Source organism: Clostridium sp. YIM B02506 (genome assembly GCF_022324845.1).
Taxonomy (GTDB): domain Bacteria; phylum Bacillota; class Clostridia; order Clostridiales; family Clostridiaceae; genus Clostridium_T; species Clostridium_T intestinale.
In genome coordinates, this window is record NZ_JAKGTG010000006.1 from 1 (window position 1) to 16557 (window position 16557).

General features: G+C 30.6%; 13 protein-coding genes, 1 tRNA gene, 1 rRNA gene and 1 other annotated feature. Of the genes, 2 read left to right on the forward strand and 13 right to left on the reverse strand.

What is annotated here, in order from left to right; all coding sequences use genetic code 11:
- Positions 1-247 (reverse strand): 16S ribosomal RNA (locus L1S49_RS06550); the annotation flags it as partial.
- A gap of 472 nt (positions 248-719) precedes the next feature.
- Between L1S49_RS06550 and L1S49_RS06555 the strand changes: the two genes are divergently transcribed.
- Complete coding sequence (locus tag L1S49_RS06555; protein WP_238903208.1) at positions 720-1724, forward strand: DUF5050 domain-containing protein; 1005 nt, start codon at positions 720-722, stop codon at positions 1722-1724.
- 67 nt (positions 1725-1791) lie between these two features.
- Here the strand turns inward: L1S49_RS06555 and murD are convergent, their stop codons facing one another.
- Positions 1792-3168 (reverse strand): UDP-N-acetylmuramoyl-L-alanine--D-glutamate ligase, encoded by a 1377-nt coding sequence (gene murD / locus L1S49_RS06560; RefSeq protein WP_238903209.1) that lies wholly within the window; start codon positions 3166-3168, stop codon positions 1792-1794.
- A 118-nt stretch (positions 3169-3286) separates the two neighbouring features.
- Here murD and L1S49_RS06565 point away from each other — a divergent pair, with 118 nt between their 5' ends.
- A complete protein-coding gene (locus L1S49_RS06565; protein ID WP_238903210.1) occupies positions 3287-3751 on the forward strand; it encodes a methylated-DNA--[protein]-cysteine S-methyltransferase in 465 nt (154 codons plus the stop codon).
- Positions 3752-3768: 17 nt separating this feature from the next.
- Here L1S49_RS06565 and L1S49_RS06570 read toward each other — a convergent pair whose 3' ends face one another.
- From L1S49_RS06570 to tilS, 11 genes are all read right to left on the reverse strand, one after another.
- Positions 3769-5160 carry a glycine--tRNA ligase gene (locus tag L1S49_RS06570; RefSeq protein WP_073020568.1) on the reverse strand — a complete coding sequence of 464 codons (1392 nt, stop codon included), beginning with the start codon at positions 5158-5160 and terminating at the stop codon, positions 3769-3771.
- 48 nt (positions 5161-5208) lie between these two features.
- Positions 5209-5376: a binding site (T-box leader), on the reverse strand.
- A 92-nt stretch (positions 5377-5468) separates the two neighbouring features.
- Positions 5469-5543: transfer RNA gene (locus tag L1S49_RS06575), tRNA-Asn, on the reverse strand.
- Positions 5544-5672: 129 nt separating this feature from the next.
- Positions 5673-7178 (reverse strand): lysine--tRNA ligase, encoded by a 1506-nt coding sequence (lysS, locus tag L1S49_RS06580; RefSeq protein ID WP_238903211.1) that lies wholly within the window; start codon positions 7176-7178, stop codon positions 5673-5675.
- Between the two features lie 13 nt (positions 7179-7191).
- A complete protein-coding gene (gene greA / locus L1S49_RS06585; protein WP_073020421.1) occupies positions 7192-7674 on the reverse strand; it encodes a transcription elongation factor GreA in 483 nt (160 codons plus the stop codon).
- A 113-nt stretch (positions 7675-7787) separates the two neighbouring features.
- The gene (locus L1S49_RS06590) at positions 7788-8609 is read right to left on the reverse strand and encodes a hypothetical protein (protein ID WP_238903212.1); all 822 of its coding nucleotides are present in this window, start codon (positions 8607-8609) and stop codon (positions 7788-7790) included.
- Between the two features lie 59 nt (positions 8610-8668).
- Positions 8669-9649, reverse strand: a complete 981-nt coding sequence (gene dusB, locus L1S49_RS06595) for a tRNA dihydrouridine synthase DusB (RefSeq protein WP_238903213.1) — start codon at positions 9647-9649, stop codon at positions 8669-8671.
- Positions 9650-9655: 6 nt separating this feature from the next.
- A complete protein-coding gene (locus L1S49_RS06600; RefSeq protein WP_238903214.1) occupies positions 9656-10435 on the reverse strand; it encodes a type III pantothenate kinase in 780 nt (259 codons plus the stop codon).
- 312 nt (positions 10436-10747) lie between these two features.
- Entirely contained in the window at positions 10748-12415 is a 1668-nt protein-coding gene (locus L1S49_RS06605; RefSeq protein WP_073020429.1) for a formate--tetrahydrofolate ligase, read from the reverse strand.
- A 164-nt stretch (positions 12416-12579) separates the two neighbouring features.
- Positions 12580-14382 (reverse strand): ATP-dependent zinc metalloprotease FtsH, encoded by a 1803-nt coding sequence (gene ftsH, locus L1S49_RS06610; RefSeq protein ID WP_073020431.1) that lies wholly within the window; start codon positions 14380-14382, stop codon positions 12580-12582.
- 87 nt (positions 14383-14469) lie between these two features.
- Complete coding sequence (gene hpt, locus L1S49_RS06615; RefSeq protein ID WP_021804434.1) at positions 14470-15009, reverse strand: hypoxanthine phosphoribosyltransferase; 540 nt, start codon at positions 15007-15009, stop codon at positions 14470-14472.
- Positions 15010-15011: 2 nt separating this feature from the next.
- The gene (tilS, locus tag L1S49_RS06620) at positions 15012-16409 is read right to left on the reverse strand and encodes a tRNA lysidine(34) synthetase TilS (RefSeq protein WP_238903215.1); all 1398 of its coding nucleotides are present in this window, start codon (positions 16407-16409) and stop codon (positions 15012-15014) included.
- Positions 16410-16557: the final 148 nt, after the last annotated feature.

Below are 16557 nucleotides of genomic sequence, written 5' to 3' on the forward strand. Positions count from 1 at the left end.
TAGCTAATGCGCCGCGGGCCCATCTGATAGCGGATTACTCCTTTGGTCATTTGAAGATGCCTTCATTTGACTTCATGCGGTATTAATCTCCCTTTCGGGAGGCTATCCCCCTCTATCAGGCAGGTTGCCCACGTGTTACTCACCCGTCCGCCGCTAGGAAATTACCGAAGCAATTTCCTCGCTCGACTTGCATGTGTTAAGCACGCCGCCAGCGTTCGTCCTGAGCCAGGATCAAACTCTCAATTTAAGTGACGCTTAAATAATTAAGTGCACAAATTTTAGTTTAATCTTACTCTAAGAATTACGTTGACTATAAGTAGTTGTTTCAAATTTACATTTGTCACAATTACTTACTTCACAACTTTCGTTGTGTAAGTTTTATTCAAAACTTCTTAAGTTTCCTCTGTTTAATTTTCAAAGATCTAATAAAACTTGCTTTCACAGTTTAACACTATCAACATCTTTATGTCAACATGTTTTTTTCAACTGTTTTTTGTCTTAGCGACGAATAAAATAGTAACACGATATTTATATTGTAACTCTCTATAATTATATTATTATTCTATTTTAACTTTATATTTCTTAATCTTTCTTTTAATTTCTTAATTTTCCTATTAAAGATACACTAGGTAATGTTTATATTAATCTATTTGTTATTTGCTCGATAATTAACTATAATATAATCATAATAATTACATAACTTACTGGAGGTATTTACTTTGATAAAAAAACTTATGCTCTTTTTATTATGTTCTTTTTCTATTACTTTGTTATCTTGCAGTAATAAATCAACCAATTCAGATAATACTACTCAAAATAACAGTAATACTATAACCATAAAGTCTCCACAATCAAATCAAAACAGTATAGTATTTTTAGGAGACACTTCTTTATCGCCAAATATATTTTATCCTTTTTTAGATAAAAATATATTTGTTGATTGGAGAGATGGAAATAAATTAGCAACTTTCCCTAAAGCTCTTACTAAAGATATGTTTCCTAATTTAAAAAATGAAAATACATATAACATAACATCTTCTTCGTCTTCAATAGCTGTTTATGGCGACAAAATAATTTACAGCGATAATGTTGGAAGTCTACATACTACATCTCAAGATTTAAAAAGTTCCACTAAATTATCTGATGATTATGCTTATAATCTTATTTTATCTGGTGATGATTTATATTACATAAATAAAAATAATAACAATGTAATTACTAAATATAATCTTAAAAACAATACAAAAACGGCTTTAACTCAGGATTTTACAGGGAAATTCATTATAGTTGGGGATTGGATATTATATCAAAACGTCTCTGATTCCTCTAGAATATATGGAGTAAAATCAGATGGAACTTCTAAAACTAAATTATCTAATTCATCTGTAGAATCTTTTGCTTTATATAAAAATAATATTATATTTGTAAATTCCTCAGATAACGATAGTCTATATTTGCTTCTTATAGATAAGTCAGAAGAAAAAAAGATTCTTGATGTAACAGCTCAAGATCTACATTCAATCAATAATACTGTTTTCTTTATAAACAAAAATGACCTTAATTATCTTTACAGTTTAAGTGAAACTGGTGAATTAAAATTCTCTTCCACTAAAATATCCAAAGATTCAGTAGTGGATTATTATCTTTTTGAAAACTCTATTTTTTATAAGAGAAGCCTTTCTACTGATTCTGAAATACATAGGATAGAGAATGCTTATAAATAAAAGTTTTATTAGCTTTAAATATAAACACCCCAAAGTTCAATATTAAAGAACTTTGGGGTATTTTACTTTATATACTATTAACAATATCTCTAAACTTATTGCCTCTTATTTCAAAGTTAGTAAACATATCAAAACTCGCACAAGCAGGTGATAATGTTACTATATCTCCATCCTTAGCTATATCTTTAGCCTTTTTTACTGCCTCTTCTAAGGACTCTACTATATTTACTGGAATGTCTATTCCTTTATCCTCTTTTATCTTATCAAAAACTTCTTTTATTTTATATTTTGTTGCTCCTAATAATATCAATTCCTTGATATACTCATGTCCTTCTTGAGCAAGTGGTTCAAATGGTATATGTTTATCATACCCACCTGCAATTAATATTACTTTTTCATCAAAAGCCTTCAACCCCGCTAATGTTCTAGTTGGGCTAGATGCTATTGAATCATTATAGTATTTAACACCTTCAACTTCTCTTATTAGCTCACATCTATGTGCTACTCCCTTGAAGTTTCTTGCAACATTTATCATACTTTCAATAGATACCTCATCTTCAGTCACTAAAAAAGCTGCAAGATAGTTTTCTATATTATGAGTTCCCTTTATCACAATTTCATCTTTATTTATGATTTTTTTATCCCTTATATAAAGATATCCATCTCTTAAATAAGCTCCATCTTTTAATTCTTCTTTAGAAGAAAAAGTTTTTACATGCCCTTTAGCTTCACCTATAAAGCTTTTTGTAATTTCATTATCTATATTTAATACTAATAGATCTTCTTTTTCCTGGTATTTAAATATATTCTTTTTAGCATCAACATACTCATCCATACCCTTATGCATATCTAAATGGTTGGGAGTTATATTAGTTACTATTACTTTATCTATCTTTTCTTTCATTGTCATAAGCTGAAAAGAAGAAAGTTCTAATACTACTCTATCTTTAGTAGTAATCTCTTCTATATTAGAAAAAAGCGGAGAACCTATATTACCACCTACCCATGTCTTAAACCCTTCCTCAATTAGAAGTTTAGACACAATAGTTGTAGTTGTAGTTTTTCCATCGCTTCCTGTTATTCCATAAATCTTAGCAGGACAATATTTTACGAACTCTTCCATTTCTGATGTTATGTGAGTACCTTCACTCTTTGCATTTACAAGTTCAGGTAAGTCTATTCTCATGCCTGGTGTTTTAAATATAACATCAAAACCTTTTAGTCTACTTAAATAGTCTTCTCCCAAAGAAAGCTTAACCCCTTTATTTATGAAATCTTTCCCTATATCCCCTAATTGTGTTTCATCTTTTTTATCAAAAGCCGTTACTTCAGCCCCTAATTCTAACAAAAAATTTATTAATGGTATATTACTAACACCTATTCCTAAAACTCCTACTTTTTTACCCTTTATAAAAACTTTAAATTCATTAAAATCACTTTTCATTAAATATGCCTCCAAAACTATACTCTACTTTAAATCTTTGCCCATTTGCTTTTAATTATAACATTGGTTATATTATAATTCTACTTAGGACGATACTAATTTGAAAAGGAGATTTTACATGTATTATTATGATTTCTTAGAAAGCCCCATGGGTTTAATCAAAATAACTGCTTCTGAGTCAGCTCTTGTTTCTCTTTCTCTTATAACTCAAGCTGACATCATAGCCACTCCTAACATCATAACTGATTTATGCAAAACTCAACTCAATGAATATTTTATGAATCAGAGAAGAGAATTTACACTACCTTTAGAATTTAATGGTACAAAATTTCAAAAAAGTGTATGGAATGAACTATTAAAAATCCCTTATGGTAAAACTGCTAGTTATAAAGATGTTGCTGTCTCTCTTGGAAATCCTAATGCTTCCAGAGCAGTTGGCGGTGCCGTAAATAAGAATCCATTATTTATAGTTGTTCCTTGTCATAGAGTTATTGGTTCTAATGGTTCACTAGTAGGTTTTGCTTTGGGAATTGATAAAAAAACTTATTTACTAGATATAGAAAAAAATCACCCGGGTAAATAAATCCCAGGTGATTTTTATTAAAATTCTAATTTTTTGCTTATATATGCTTCTAGTTCATCTATTTTGATTCTGATTTGATTCATTGTATCTCTATCTCTAACAGTTACTGATTCATCTTCCATAGTATCAAAATCAACTGTTATACATAATGGAGTACCTATTTCATCTTGTCTTCTATATCTCTTTCCTATACTTCCTGCTTCATCGTATTCTATATTAAAGTTTTTAGCAAGTTTTGCATATACTTCATCTGCTTTTTCTGATAACTTTTTAGATAATGGAAGTACAGCAGCTTTAAATGGTGCTAGTGCTGGATGTAATCTTAATACTGATCTTACATCTCCACCATCTAATTCCTCCTCATCATATGCATCGATTAAAAATGCTAATGCAACTCTATCTGCTCCTAATGAAGGTTCTATACAATATGGTACGTATTTTTCATTAGTAATTGGATCTAAATAATTCATATCTTGACCAGAATGTTCTTGGTGTTTTTTAAGGTCATAGTCAGTTCTATCAGCTATTCCCCATAATTCTCCCCATCCAAATGGGAATAAATATTCTATATCAGAGGTTGCATTTGAGTAGAAAGAAAGTTCTTCTGCTTCATGATCTCTCATTCTTAAATTACCTTCATTTACACCTAAGTTTAATAAGAATTTCCAACAATATTCTCTCCAGTAACTAAACCATTCTAAATCTGTTCCTGGCTTACAGAAAAATTCTAACTCCATTTGTTCGAATTCTCTTGTTCTAAATACGAAGTTTCCTGGTGTTATTTCATTTCTGAAAGATTTACCTATTTGAGCTATTCCAAAAGGTACTTTCTTTCTTGAAGATCTTTGAACAGCTTTAAAGTTTACAAATATACCTTGAGCTGTTTCTGGTCTTAAAAATATTTCTGATTTAGCATCTTCTGTTACACCTTGGAAGGTTTTAAACATAAGATTAAATTTTCTTATATCAGTAAAGTTTTTCTTTCCACATTTAGGACAAACTATATTGTTTTTATCTATATAATCTTTAAGTTCTTCATTGCTCCATCCATCAGCCGTAGCAACTTCTGCTCCATTTTCAGTCATATGATCTTCTATTATTTTATCTGCTCTGAATCTTGATTTACAATCTTTACAATCCATTAAAGGATCTGAGAATCCACCAACGTGACCTGATGCAACCCAAACTTCTCTGTTCATTAAAATTGCACAGTCTACTCCTACATTGTATGGACTTTCTTGAACGAATTTTTTCCACCATGCTTTTTTTACATTGTTTTTAAATTCAACTCCTAAAGGACCGTAATCCCATGAATTCGCAAGTCCTCCATATATATCAGAGCCTGGGAATATAAATCCTCTATTTTTACAAAGAGCCACTATTTTATCCATAGTCTTTTCTACTGCCATTTTAATACCTCCAAATAATTTTTTATAATAAAAAAAGACCTCTTACCATAAAGGGACGAAAATATCTTTCCGCGGTTCCACCCTTCTTGGCAATAGCCCTACTTTCAAATTTTAAGCACTCAAAAGCTCCCTTCATCTTAACCACATAATAGCTTCCACCACCCGCTATCTCTCTAAAACATAATTAAGAATACTCTTCTTTATCATCATGCATATTTAATTATATAATAATTTTATCAGATAATACTTTATTGTCAATTTAAATCTGAAATAAAAAAAAGCAGCCTATAGCTACTATTTAGAAAAATTGGCTCCGTGGAGAGGGCTCGAACCTCCAACCTATCGGTTAACAGCCGAGTGCTCCACCATTGAGCTACCACGGAACATTAATCACAAGTATTATTATATCAAGTTATTTATAAAAATCAATAGCTTTTTTGAAAAATTTTAAGGTTTTTTAATAAATTTAATTAAAAAACCGCCGTTAATACGGCGATTTATTAATTTACAATTTATTGTAGTGGTTTCATTGTTGGGAATAAAATTACGTCTCTTATAGATGCTGAATCTGTTAAGAACATTATAAGTCTATCTATACCTATTCCTAATCCACCAGTTGGAGGCATGCCTGTTTCTAAAGCACTCATGAACTCTTCATCTATCATGTATGCTTCGTCATCTCCAAGCTCTCTTTCTTGTTCTTGTTGTTTAAATCTGTCTCTTTGAACGATAGGATCGTTTAATTCAGAGTATGCATTACATATCTCTCTTCCAAATACAAATCCTTCAAATCTTTCAGTAAATTCATCATTTCCTCTCTTCTTTTTAGTAAGAGGAGAATTTTCTACTGGATAATCTATAACAAAAGTTGGTTGTATTAATTTTTCTTCACAGAATTCTTCATAAAGAGCATTAAGAACTTCACCCTTAGTAACTTTATCTAATGGCTTCTTAAACTCTAAGTGTTTTTCTTTAGCTATAGCTTGAGCTTCTTCGTTTGTAGCTACAGCATTATAGTCAAAGCCAGTATGCTCTTTTACTATATCAACCATAGTTACTCTTCTCCAAGGTGGCATAAATTCTATTTCTGTTCCTTGGTAATTTACCTTAGTTGTTCCATTAACCTTTTGACAAACGTAAGCAACTAAGTTTTCAGTTAGTTCCATCATATCGTTATAGTCAGCATAAGCTTCATATAGTTCTATAGTTGTGAACTCTGGATTATGTTTTACTGACATCCCTTCATTTCTGAAGATTCTTCCCATATCATAAACTTTTTCAAATCCACCTACTATACATCTTTTTAAATGTAGTTCTGTAGCTATTCTTAGATACATGTCTATATCTAAAGTATTATGATGAGTTGTGAATGGTCTAGCAGCTGCTCCACCTGCACTTGTTTGTAACATTGGAGTATCCACTTCTAAATAGCCCTTTTGGTCTAAGAATTCTCTTATTCCAGAAACTATTTTTGATCTTTTTATAAATGTTTCTCTTACTTCTTGATTTGTAATTAAGTCAAGTTCTCTTTGTCTATATCTTAAATCTGGATCTTTTAATCCATGCCATTTTTCTGGAAGTGGTTTTAATGACTTCGATATAAGTTGGAAGGCATTAACCTTAACAGAAATTTCTCCTGCCTTAGTTCTAAATACTTCACCTTCTGCTGCTATCCAATCTCCTAAATCATAAGTTTTAAACTCCTTAAGATTTTCTTCTCCAACAGCATCTAATTTAATAAATAATTGCATTTTCCCATCTCTATCATGGATATCTGCAAAAACAACTTTTCCTTGCCCTCTTTTAGACATTAAACGTCCAGCAATAGTTACAGTTTTTCCTTCAAGAGTCTCAAAATTATCCTTTACTTGAACTGAAGTATGAGTTCTTTCAACTTTATATACATCAAAAGGATCTTTTCCTGCCTCTTGTAGTTCTACAAGTTTTTGTCTTCTTAATCTTTCCTGCTCATTAAATTGAGCTTCCAACTGGTTTATACTTATCTCTTCATTTGACATTGGTGATCCTCCATTAATCTCTTCTAATTCCTAATACTTCAAACTTATTTACCCCTTCAGGTACTGTGATTTCAACAACATCTCCAACTTTTTTACCTAAAAGCCCAGCTCCTACAGGAGATTCATTTGAAATTTTATAATTTATTGGATCTGCTTCAGCTGATCCTACTATTACATACTCAACTTCTTCATCAAATTCATAGTCTTTTATTTTAACTTTAGACCCTATTGATACTCTATCTGTTGATATTTCAGACTCATCTACAACAACTGCATTTTTTAACATGTTTTCTAATTGAAGAATTCTTCCTTCTGTAAAAGCCTGCTCATTTTTAGCTTCATCGTATTCTGAATTCTCACTTAGATCCCCATATCCTAGTGCAACTTTTATTTTTTCAGTTATTTCTTTTCTTTTTACAGTTTTAAGAAACTCTAATTCCTCTTCTAATTTTTTTACACCTTCATAAGTTAATATAACTTTTTTTTGTTCGCTCATGTCTTTCTCCCCTTCTATATGGTTCATCATATAATATATCATATTTTATCTTTAATTTAATAGTTTTTCCTATATGATTATTTAAAATATTATAAAGCTTACGCTATTACATGTCAATAAGAGTTGATATCAATTTCTTTTTTGCCAAATCTAATCTCTTCTATATTAATTTTATTACTGTCAAAAAAATCTTCTACTCTCTTACTAATATTAATATCTGATTTAAGCAATGCTCCTAGAAGTTCAGGTGAAACCCTTTCTTCATAATCATTTATTGATAGTAACACATCATTAACCGCTAAGTTACTGAATTGTTCCGGCTCATAAAAACTATCTAAATACCAAACTCCTATATTACCATAACTTTTAGCTTTATCACTTATAATAAAATCTATACCTTTAGTATCATTAATATTAGTTGTGAATTCAGGTGAAACTCCATAATTAAGCAGTATGTGGCTTCTTATATTATTGACATTTTTGAAATTCCTAGTAACTAATACTATTCTCTTGGTATATTTTGCACATTCCTCAATAAGTGATAGATTATTAGTATTTCCACCATCTTCAATTGCTATAACGGAATTTTTTACAGTTTTTTTATTATTAATTAGTATTATAGACATAGATCTAACAATACAAAATGAAAGTACATTTTTTTGAAAACTATCTAGGTAATCTAAATCGTATAATCTATTGCCTCTAACACTAACTGAGCTCCATCTCGCTCCCCCTATAACTCTCAATATATTATAAGAGTAAGCATCCTTATTATAATTAGGCGGAATACTTACTCGAGTTATTTCTTTATCTAATAAACCTAACTTTTTAGGAATATATGTTTTTGTTTTCAATTGATCTAGTATCTTATTTATAGAGTTATACTTAAAGTATGGATCTCCTTCTCTAAGCCTTATGTCTAAGATAGGTTTCATAAATGAACGCCACCCTCAATTACAAATACTCTTAAAGTATATTATTCTAAACTTTTACTTTAAATACCTGCAATTTCGAGTATTTTTATATAATCTTCTAATATAGCTATAGCTTCATTGGAACTTTCCACAGTATTTATTTTGTCTTTTATGTCCGTACAATGAGGCAAACCTTTTATATACCATGCTGAATGTTTTCTCATTTCGCGTATAGCTTTATATTCACCTTCATATTTCAACGCTATCTTATAGTGCCTAATGCACATTTCTATCTTTTCACTAGCTTTAGGGTAAGTTACCTCTTCTCCTTTTAGCTTCTGAGAAATAAGTTTAAATATCCATGGATTCCCCATGCTTCCTCTTGCAACCATTATACCATCGCAGTTACTTATCTTTTTAAGGTTCATAGCATCTTCCGGAGTAAATACATCCCCATTCCCTATAACAGGAATAGATACTGCTTTTTTTACCTTAGATATTATATCCCAATCAGCCTTACCTTCATACATTTGAGTTCTTGTCCTACCATGAACTGCTATAGTATCTGCACCTGCATCCTCCATCCATTTAGCGAACTCAACGGCATTAACATTCCCATCATCAAAGCCTTTTCTAAACTTAACTGTAACAGGGTTCTTGGAACTCTTTTTAACCGCCTTTACTATCTCTGCTGCTAGTTTAGGCTCTTTCATAAGTGCTGAGCCCTCTCCATTTTTAACTATTTTAGGAGCCGGACATCCCATATTTATATCTATTATACATATGTCATCTCTATTATTTAAATACTTGTCTACTACTTCTGCCATTATATTTGGTTCTCTTCCAAATATCTGTACTGCTGCAGGCATTTCTTCTTCTGCTATTCTCAAAAGTTTCTTTGTATTTTCACTACCATAATAAAGAGCTTTAGCGCTTACCATTTCTGTATAAACAAGTTCGCAACCCATCTCTTTACACAGGCCCCTAAAGGATATATCTGTTACCCCTGCCATAGGTGCTAAAAATACAGGATTTTCGAAACTCATTTTTCCTATATTCACTACTATCTACTCCTTATTTTTTTCATAGATTATCTTTAGTCCTTCAAGAGTAAGTTGAGATTCTATTTTATCTATAATATTTGTTCCTTCTGAAATAAGTGAAGCTAGTCCTCCTGTTGCTATAACAAATGGCTCTTCTTCATCTAGTTCTTTCATTTCATTTTTCATCATATTTACTATATATTCAACTTGACCTATGTATCCATAGATTATTCCTGCTTGCATACTTGTAATTGTATTCTTACAAATTATACTTTTAGGTTTCTCAAGCTCAACTCTAGGCAACTTAGCTGCTCTTTCAAACAAAGCCTCTGAGGATATTTTTATTCCTGGAACAATATTCCCACCTAAATAATTTCCTCGTTTAGTTATAGCACAAAAAGTTGTTGCTGTTCCAAAGTCTATAATTATTAAAGGTCTTTTATACTTTTCATGTGCTGCTACAGCATTTACTATTCTATCTGCACCAACTTCTTTTGGATTATCATACTTGATATTAATACCTGTTTTTATTCCAGGACCTACAACAAGTGCTTCAGTATTAAAACACTTTCTTATCATATGCTCCAAAGAATACATTATATTAGGAACTACAGAAGATATAATTATTCCGCTTACTTCTTTAGGATCTAAAGAGTTTTGATTAAATAGCTGCATAACTTGTATTCCATATTCATCTGAGGTTTTATTAGCATCTGTAGATATCCTCCAGCTAGCTATAAATTTCTCCTCTTTACTAACCCCTAATACAATGTTGGTATTCCCCACATCTATTAATAGTATCATAATTGCACCGCCTTAATATAATTAAAAGTAGCTTTGAAGCTACTAAGATTCTTAGATACTTTTACAATTTAACAATTTAATTTTAGCAATTAATTTTGATTTGTCAAGTTTTTAACATTGTTTTTATATTAACAAAGAATTACATTTTAAAAACTTTTTTAACAAAAAATTATAAAAAAATTTAACTTCTCAACTTAATAGAGAAGTTAAATCTGTAGATCATATTTATACATCCAAATATCTGAGTACCTGAGTACTTGAGTACTTGAGTGCTCAGGTACTCAAGTACTCAGGTTTTTCTTCTTTTATTTTTTAAAACAATCCTAGTATTTCTCCATTTTCTAATATATCCATTCTAGCAGCTGCTGGAACTTTAGGTAATCCCGGCATTGTCATTATATCACCAGTTAAAGCTACTATAAATCCCGCACCTTTAGAAACTTTAATTTCTCTAACTGTAATATCAAAATTACTTGCTCTTCCTAGTAATTTAGGATTATCAGATAATGAATATTGAGTTTTCGCCATACATATAGGAAGTTTATCGCATCCTATTCTTTCTAATTCTCTAATTTGATTTAAAGCTTGAGTCGTAAAATTAACACCATTCGCTCCATATATCTCTTTAGCTATTTTAGATATTTTATCTTCAATTGAATCTTCTACATCATATAATACATCAAATTTAGATTCTTCTTTTTCTATTATATCTAGAACTTCATTTCCAAGTTCTATGGCTCCATCTCCACCTTTTGCCCATACTTCTGAAAGTGATACCTTAACACCAATGGAATGACAATACTCTTTTATTGCCTTTATTTCATCTTCAGTATCAGTTACAAATTTATTTATAGCAACAATCATAGGAACACCATATTTTTTTATATTTTCTATATGTTTTCCTAGGTTCTCAATACCTTTATTTAATGCTTCTATATCTTCAACATTTAATTTATCCTTAGCTACTCCACCATGATGTTTTAATGCTCTAATAGTCGCAACTAAAACTACACAGTTTGGTTTAAGTTCACCATATCTACATTTTATATCGAAGAATTTTTCTGCTCCAAGATCAGCCCCAAATCCTGCTTCAGTAACAACTATATCTCCTAATTTTAACGCAGTTTTAGTAGCTATTATAGAATTACATCCATGTGCAATATTAGCAAAAGGCCCCCCATGGATTATTGCTGGAGTATTCTCTAATGTTTGCACTAGATTAGGTTTAATAGCATCTTTCATTAATAATGTCATAGCTCCATGTACATTTAAATCTTTAGCATAAACAGCTTCACCATCTAAATTATACGCTACTAGTATATTTCCCATTCTTTCTTTAAGATCAGCTAAATCTTTAGCTAAACATAATATAGCCATAATTTCTGAAGCAACAGTTATCATAAAACCATCTTCACGTACAAAACCATTGGCTTTTCCGCCCATACCAACGACTATATCCCTTAAAGCTCTATCATTCATGTCCATGACTCTTTTGAATAATATCCTTCTTGAATCTATTCTTAAATCATTACCTTGGTGTATATGATTATCTATAGCCGCTGATAGTAAATTATTAGCTGAAGTTATAGCATGCATATCTCCAGTGAAGTGAAGATTTATATCTTCCATAGGAACTACTTGAGCATATCCACCACCAGCTGCCCCGCCTTTTATTCCAAAAACTGGTCCTAAAGAAGGTTCTCTTAATGCTATTACAGCTTTTTTCCCTAATTTACAAAGCCCTTGACCCAATCCTACTGTAACAGTAGACTTCCCTTCCCCTGCTGGAGTTGGATTTATCGCTGTTACTAAAACAAGCTTTCCATCTTTATTATCTGATTTATTTAATATATCTAAGGAAATTTTGCATTTATATTTGCCGTATAACTCTATATCATCCTCACTTAAATTTAAATCCTGAGCTATTTTAACTATTGGTAGCATTTTTGCTTCTTGTGCTATTTCAATATCACTTTTCATAAGTAAACACCTCTTTCTTATATTAATAAACACTCTATAATTCATCTATATTATATCATTAAAAATATTTTTTTGAAGCTTTATTGCAATTTTAAGAATATTTTTCGTCTCATTACGAATTAACAATAAAAAAAGCCGTATATAATACGGCTTTTTAATACTAATTATGCATTCGCAAATACTTCTTGGAATTCATTTGCTTCAAGTCTTTCTTTTTCAAGAAGGGCTAAAGCTACTGCATGAAGCTTATGAATATTTTCTGTTAATAACTTTTCTGTTCTCTTATATGCTTCATCTACTAATTCTTTTATTTCTCTATCTATTCTAGAACCAATTTCTTCACTAAAGTTTCTAGATCTCCCTAAATCTCTTCCTAAGAAGACTTCATTTTGATCTGTTCCATAGCTTATAGGTCCTAAGTTATCACTCATACCATATTCCATAACCATTGCTCTTGCTATGTTAGAAACTCTATCAATATCATTTTTAGCTCCAGTACTTATATCTCCAAGAATTAACTTTTCAGCTACTCTTCCTCCTAAAAGACTTACCATATCATCTTTTAATTTTGATTTTGATGTATATGATCTATCTTCCTTAGGTAAATGCATTGTATATCCACCTGCCATACCTCTTGGTATTATACTTATTTGGTGAACTGGGTCTGAATTTTCTAGATACATAGCTACTACTGCATGACCTGCTTCATGATAAGCTGTAAGTTTTTTATCATGTTCACTAATAACTCTGCTCTTCTTTTCAGGACCAGCAATTACTCTTGTTATAGCCTCTTCCATTTCTTCCATGGTGATTCTCTTTTTAGATTTTCTTACTGAAAGCAGTGCAGCTTCATTAGTAAGATTTTCTATATCAGCTCCAGTAAATCCAGGAGTTCTTTTTGCTAAAACATCTAATTTTATATCATCTGATAATGGTTTATTTCTTGTATGAACTTTTAATATATCTTCTCTTCCCTTAACATCAGGTGCTCCAACCATGATTTGTCTATCAAATCTACCTGGTCTTAATAATGCTGGATCTAATATGTCTGGTCTGTTAGTCGCAGCTATCATTATTATTCCTTCATTAAGTCCGAAGCCATCCATTTCAACTAATAACTGATTAAGTGTTTGTTCTCTTTCATCATGACCTCCGCCAAGACCTGCTCCTCTTTGTCTACCTACAGCATCTATTTCATCAATAAATATTATACATGCTGGGTATTTCTTTGCTTGCTCAAATAAGTCTCTAACTCTAGATGCACCTACTCCTACAAACATTTCAACAAAGTCAGATCCCGATATGCTTAAGAAAGGTACTCCAGCTTCACCAGCAATAGCTCTTGCTAATAAAGTTTTACCTGTTCCTGGAGGTCCAACTAATAAGACTCCCTTTGGAATTCTAGCGCCCATATCTGTATATTTTTTAGGATCTTTTAAGAAATCAACTATTTCTGCTAATTCCTCTTTTTCTTCTTCAGCTCCTGCCACATCTTTAAACGTAACCTTCTTTTTATCTGGAGCTGCCATTTTAGCTTTACTTTTACCAAAATTCATTACTCCTCTATTTCCGCCTCCGCTTTGTGATTGCTGCATTATTATGAATAAGAAAATTAAAAATACTACTATAAGTAATACTGTAGGGATTAATTGAACCCACTCTTTTGTACTTGTTGGCTGATCAAATAATATATCTACATTTTGCTTAGGATTTTCTGTAATTAATCCATTAAGAATAGTTAATGGCGCGTATACAACAAACGCCTTTCCATCATTTAAAGTACCTTCTATTGTTATATTATCTTGTTTAACTCTTATTGATTTTACTTCATCTTTAATATAACTTTGTTTAAAATCACTATAGTGAATTGTATCCTTATTTTTACCGCCTTCCCATAGGGCAAATGAGGTTATCATGACCATAACAGTTATTATTAACCAAGTTGCAGTGCCAGAAAATTTTTTCATTCAAGGCCCCCCTCTCTTTCTAGTTATTAAAAATTTTATCACATTTAATTGTATCTAATCAATAGTATTATGGTATATATACTTATATTACTTTCTATATACCTTTGGATCAAGAATGCCTATGAACGGAAGATTCCTATACTTCTCAGCATAATCTATACCATATCCCACTATAAATTCATCCGGAACTATAAAACCTTCATACTTAACATCCACGTCAACTGCTCTTCTAGCTGGTTTATTAAGAAGCGTCGCTATGCTTATACTATTAGCTCCTCTCCCTTGTAAATACTTAGACAAGTAATTTAAAGTTATTCCTGTATCTACTATATCTTCAACTATTAAGATGTTTTTTCCTTCAATTCCATGGTCTAAATCCTTTAATATTCTAACAACCCCAGATGTTTCAGTGGAATTGCCATAGGATGAAACTGCCATAAAGTCTATTTCACATGGTATTTCAATGTTTTTTATAAGCTCTGATGCAAATAAAACTGAACCTTTTAAAACTCCTACCACAACTAATTCTTTTCCTTTATAATCATTATTTATCTCATCAGCAAGTTCCTTTACTCTTTTAGTGATAGCCTCCTCACTAAATAAAATCTCTTTTACATCGTCCCTCATTCTTACTGTTCCTTTCTAATCAATTTAATTTTTAATATTTTTTTTGTACTTTTATTAATTTTAAATTCTTCAGAAGTTTTGATTCCAACAACCCATGCTATTTCATCATCAAAACAAACTATAGGAATAAAATCTCTATTATCTTTAGGTATCTTAAAATCTATAAAAATATCTTTTATTTTTTTTCTTCCGCTCATTCCTAATGGCTTCATTCTATCCCCATCTTTTCTGAGCCTCACTTCTATATTTTTAGATATTTTATCATAATCAAAATATTTTACAAGGGAATCATCTGAAAATATCAAATTTCCTTCATTACTAGAAACAGTAAACTCCATATCATATTCATTAAAACTTATGATACTATTATTCAACTCTTCCTTTTTCAACAATATATTTGCTTTTTTACTTTTCTCTTCATTATAAGTATTTACAAATCTAATTATTACATTCTTATATACATTTACAGCTTCCAAATTATGAGGAAGTGATAATCTTGTTCCAGTTTTATTTCTTTGTAATGTTATAATATCATAAATATGTTTCATTTCAAAATCAAAATGTTTTTTTGAAAATACTACTAATGCTGATTTTAGTGTCCTTGTAAGTAATGCTTCCTTTTCTAAAAATAATTTTTCACCTATTTTTAGTTCATCTTTAAAATCACAATATTTATCCAAGCTCTTTTCAACATATTCATTTATAAATTCTTCATCCTTACTCAAAAGTATACCTAATCTGTTAATAGTATTTATAATATCAGAATTAAAATTCTCCTTAATATATGGTATCAATTCTAATCTTACCTTATTCCTAGAATATATATTTTCTAAATTAGTTTTATCAATTCTTGGCTTTAAATTTTTTTCTAAGCAATATTTCTCTATCTCATTTCTTTCTATACACAATATAGGTCTTATGTAAATATCATCACGTTTAGCTTTTATACCAACTAAACCTTCTAACCCAGTTCCTCTCATAAGCCTCATTAAAATAGTCTCTGCCTGATCATTTAAATTATGGGCTAAGGCTATTTTATCATAGGAGTGTTCTTTTTTTAATTCCTCAAAGAATTTATACCTTTCTTCTCTACCAGCCATCTCAGAGCTTATTCCTCGCTCTTTAACAATCCTATTAATATCAACTCTTTTTACAAAACAATCTATACCAGCCTTTTCACAAAAACTTCTAACATAAGCTTCATCCTCATCTGCTTCTTTTCCTCTAAGCATATGATTTATGTGTGCAGCTGCTATCTTAAGATTATAGTTTTCACTAATCTCTATTAAAATATTAGTCAAAAAAATTGAGTCGGGACCGCCAGAAAGAGCAACTAAAATCCTATCACCAGATTTAATAAGCTCTTTATCTTCAATATATTTAATTATCTTATCTTTCAAATTCAAATCCACCTCAATGTATTAATCAATCTTATTATACTTCTACAATTTAACATTTACAATTATTAAAATCAACTATATATAATAATGTGAACTAACTAATTTATGCTGTTTTTTTAAGTGGAGGAGCTAATATTTATCAAGGTGC

What these genes read in the sequence shown, in the direction of transcription:
- murD (WP_238903209.1), bottom strand. Translation starts at nt 3,168, where the DNA reads ATGAAAAGTGATTTTAATGAATTTAAAGTTTTTATAAAGGGTAAAAAA.
- greA (WP_073020421.1), bottom strand. Translation starts at nt 7,674, where the DNA reads ATGAGCGAACAAAAAAAAGTTATATTAACTTATGAAGGTGTAAAAAAA.
- lysS (WP_238903211.1), bottom strand. Translation starts at nt 7,178, where the DNA reads ATGTCAAATGAAGAGATAAGTATAAACCAGTTGGAAGCTCAATTTAAT.
- L1S49_RS06600 (WP_238903214.1), bottom strand. Translation starts at nt 10,435, where the DNA reads ATGATACTATTAATAGATGTGGGGAATACCAACATTGTATTAGGGGTT.
- hpt (WP_021804434.1), bottom strand. Translation starts at nt 15,009, where the DNA reads ATGAGGGACGATGTAAAAGAGATTTTATTTAGTGAGGAGGCTATCACT.
- L1S49_RS06590 (WP_238903212.1), bottom strand. Translation starts at nt 8,609, where the DNA reads ATGAAACCTATCTTAGACATAAGGCTTAGAGAAGGAGATCCATACTTT.
- L1S49_RS06570 (WP_073020568.1), bottom strand. Translation starts at nt 5,160, where the DNA reads ATGGCAGTAGAAAAGACTATGGATAAAATAGTGGCTCTTTGTAAAAAT.
- L1S49_RS06605 (WP_073020429.1), bottom strand. Translation starts at nt 12,415, where the DNA reads ATGAAAAGTGATATTGAAATAGCACAAGAAGCAAAAATGCTACCAATA.
- L1S49_RS06565 (WP_238903210.1), top strand. Translation starts at nt 3,287, where the DNA reads ATGTATTATTATGATTTCTTAGAAAGCCCCATGGGTTTAATCAAAATA.
- ftsH (WP_073020431.1), bottom strand. Translation starts at nt 14,382, where the DNA reads ATGAAAAAATTTTCTGGCACTGCAACTTGGTTAATAATAACTGTTATG.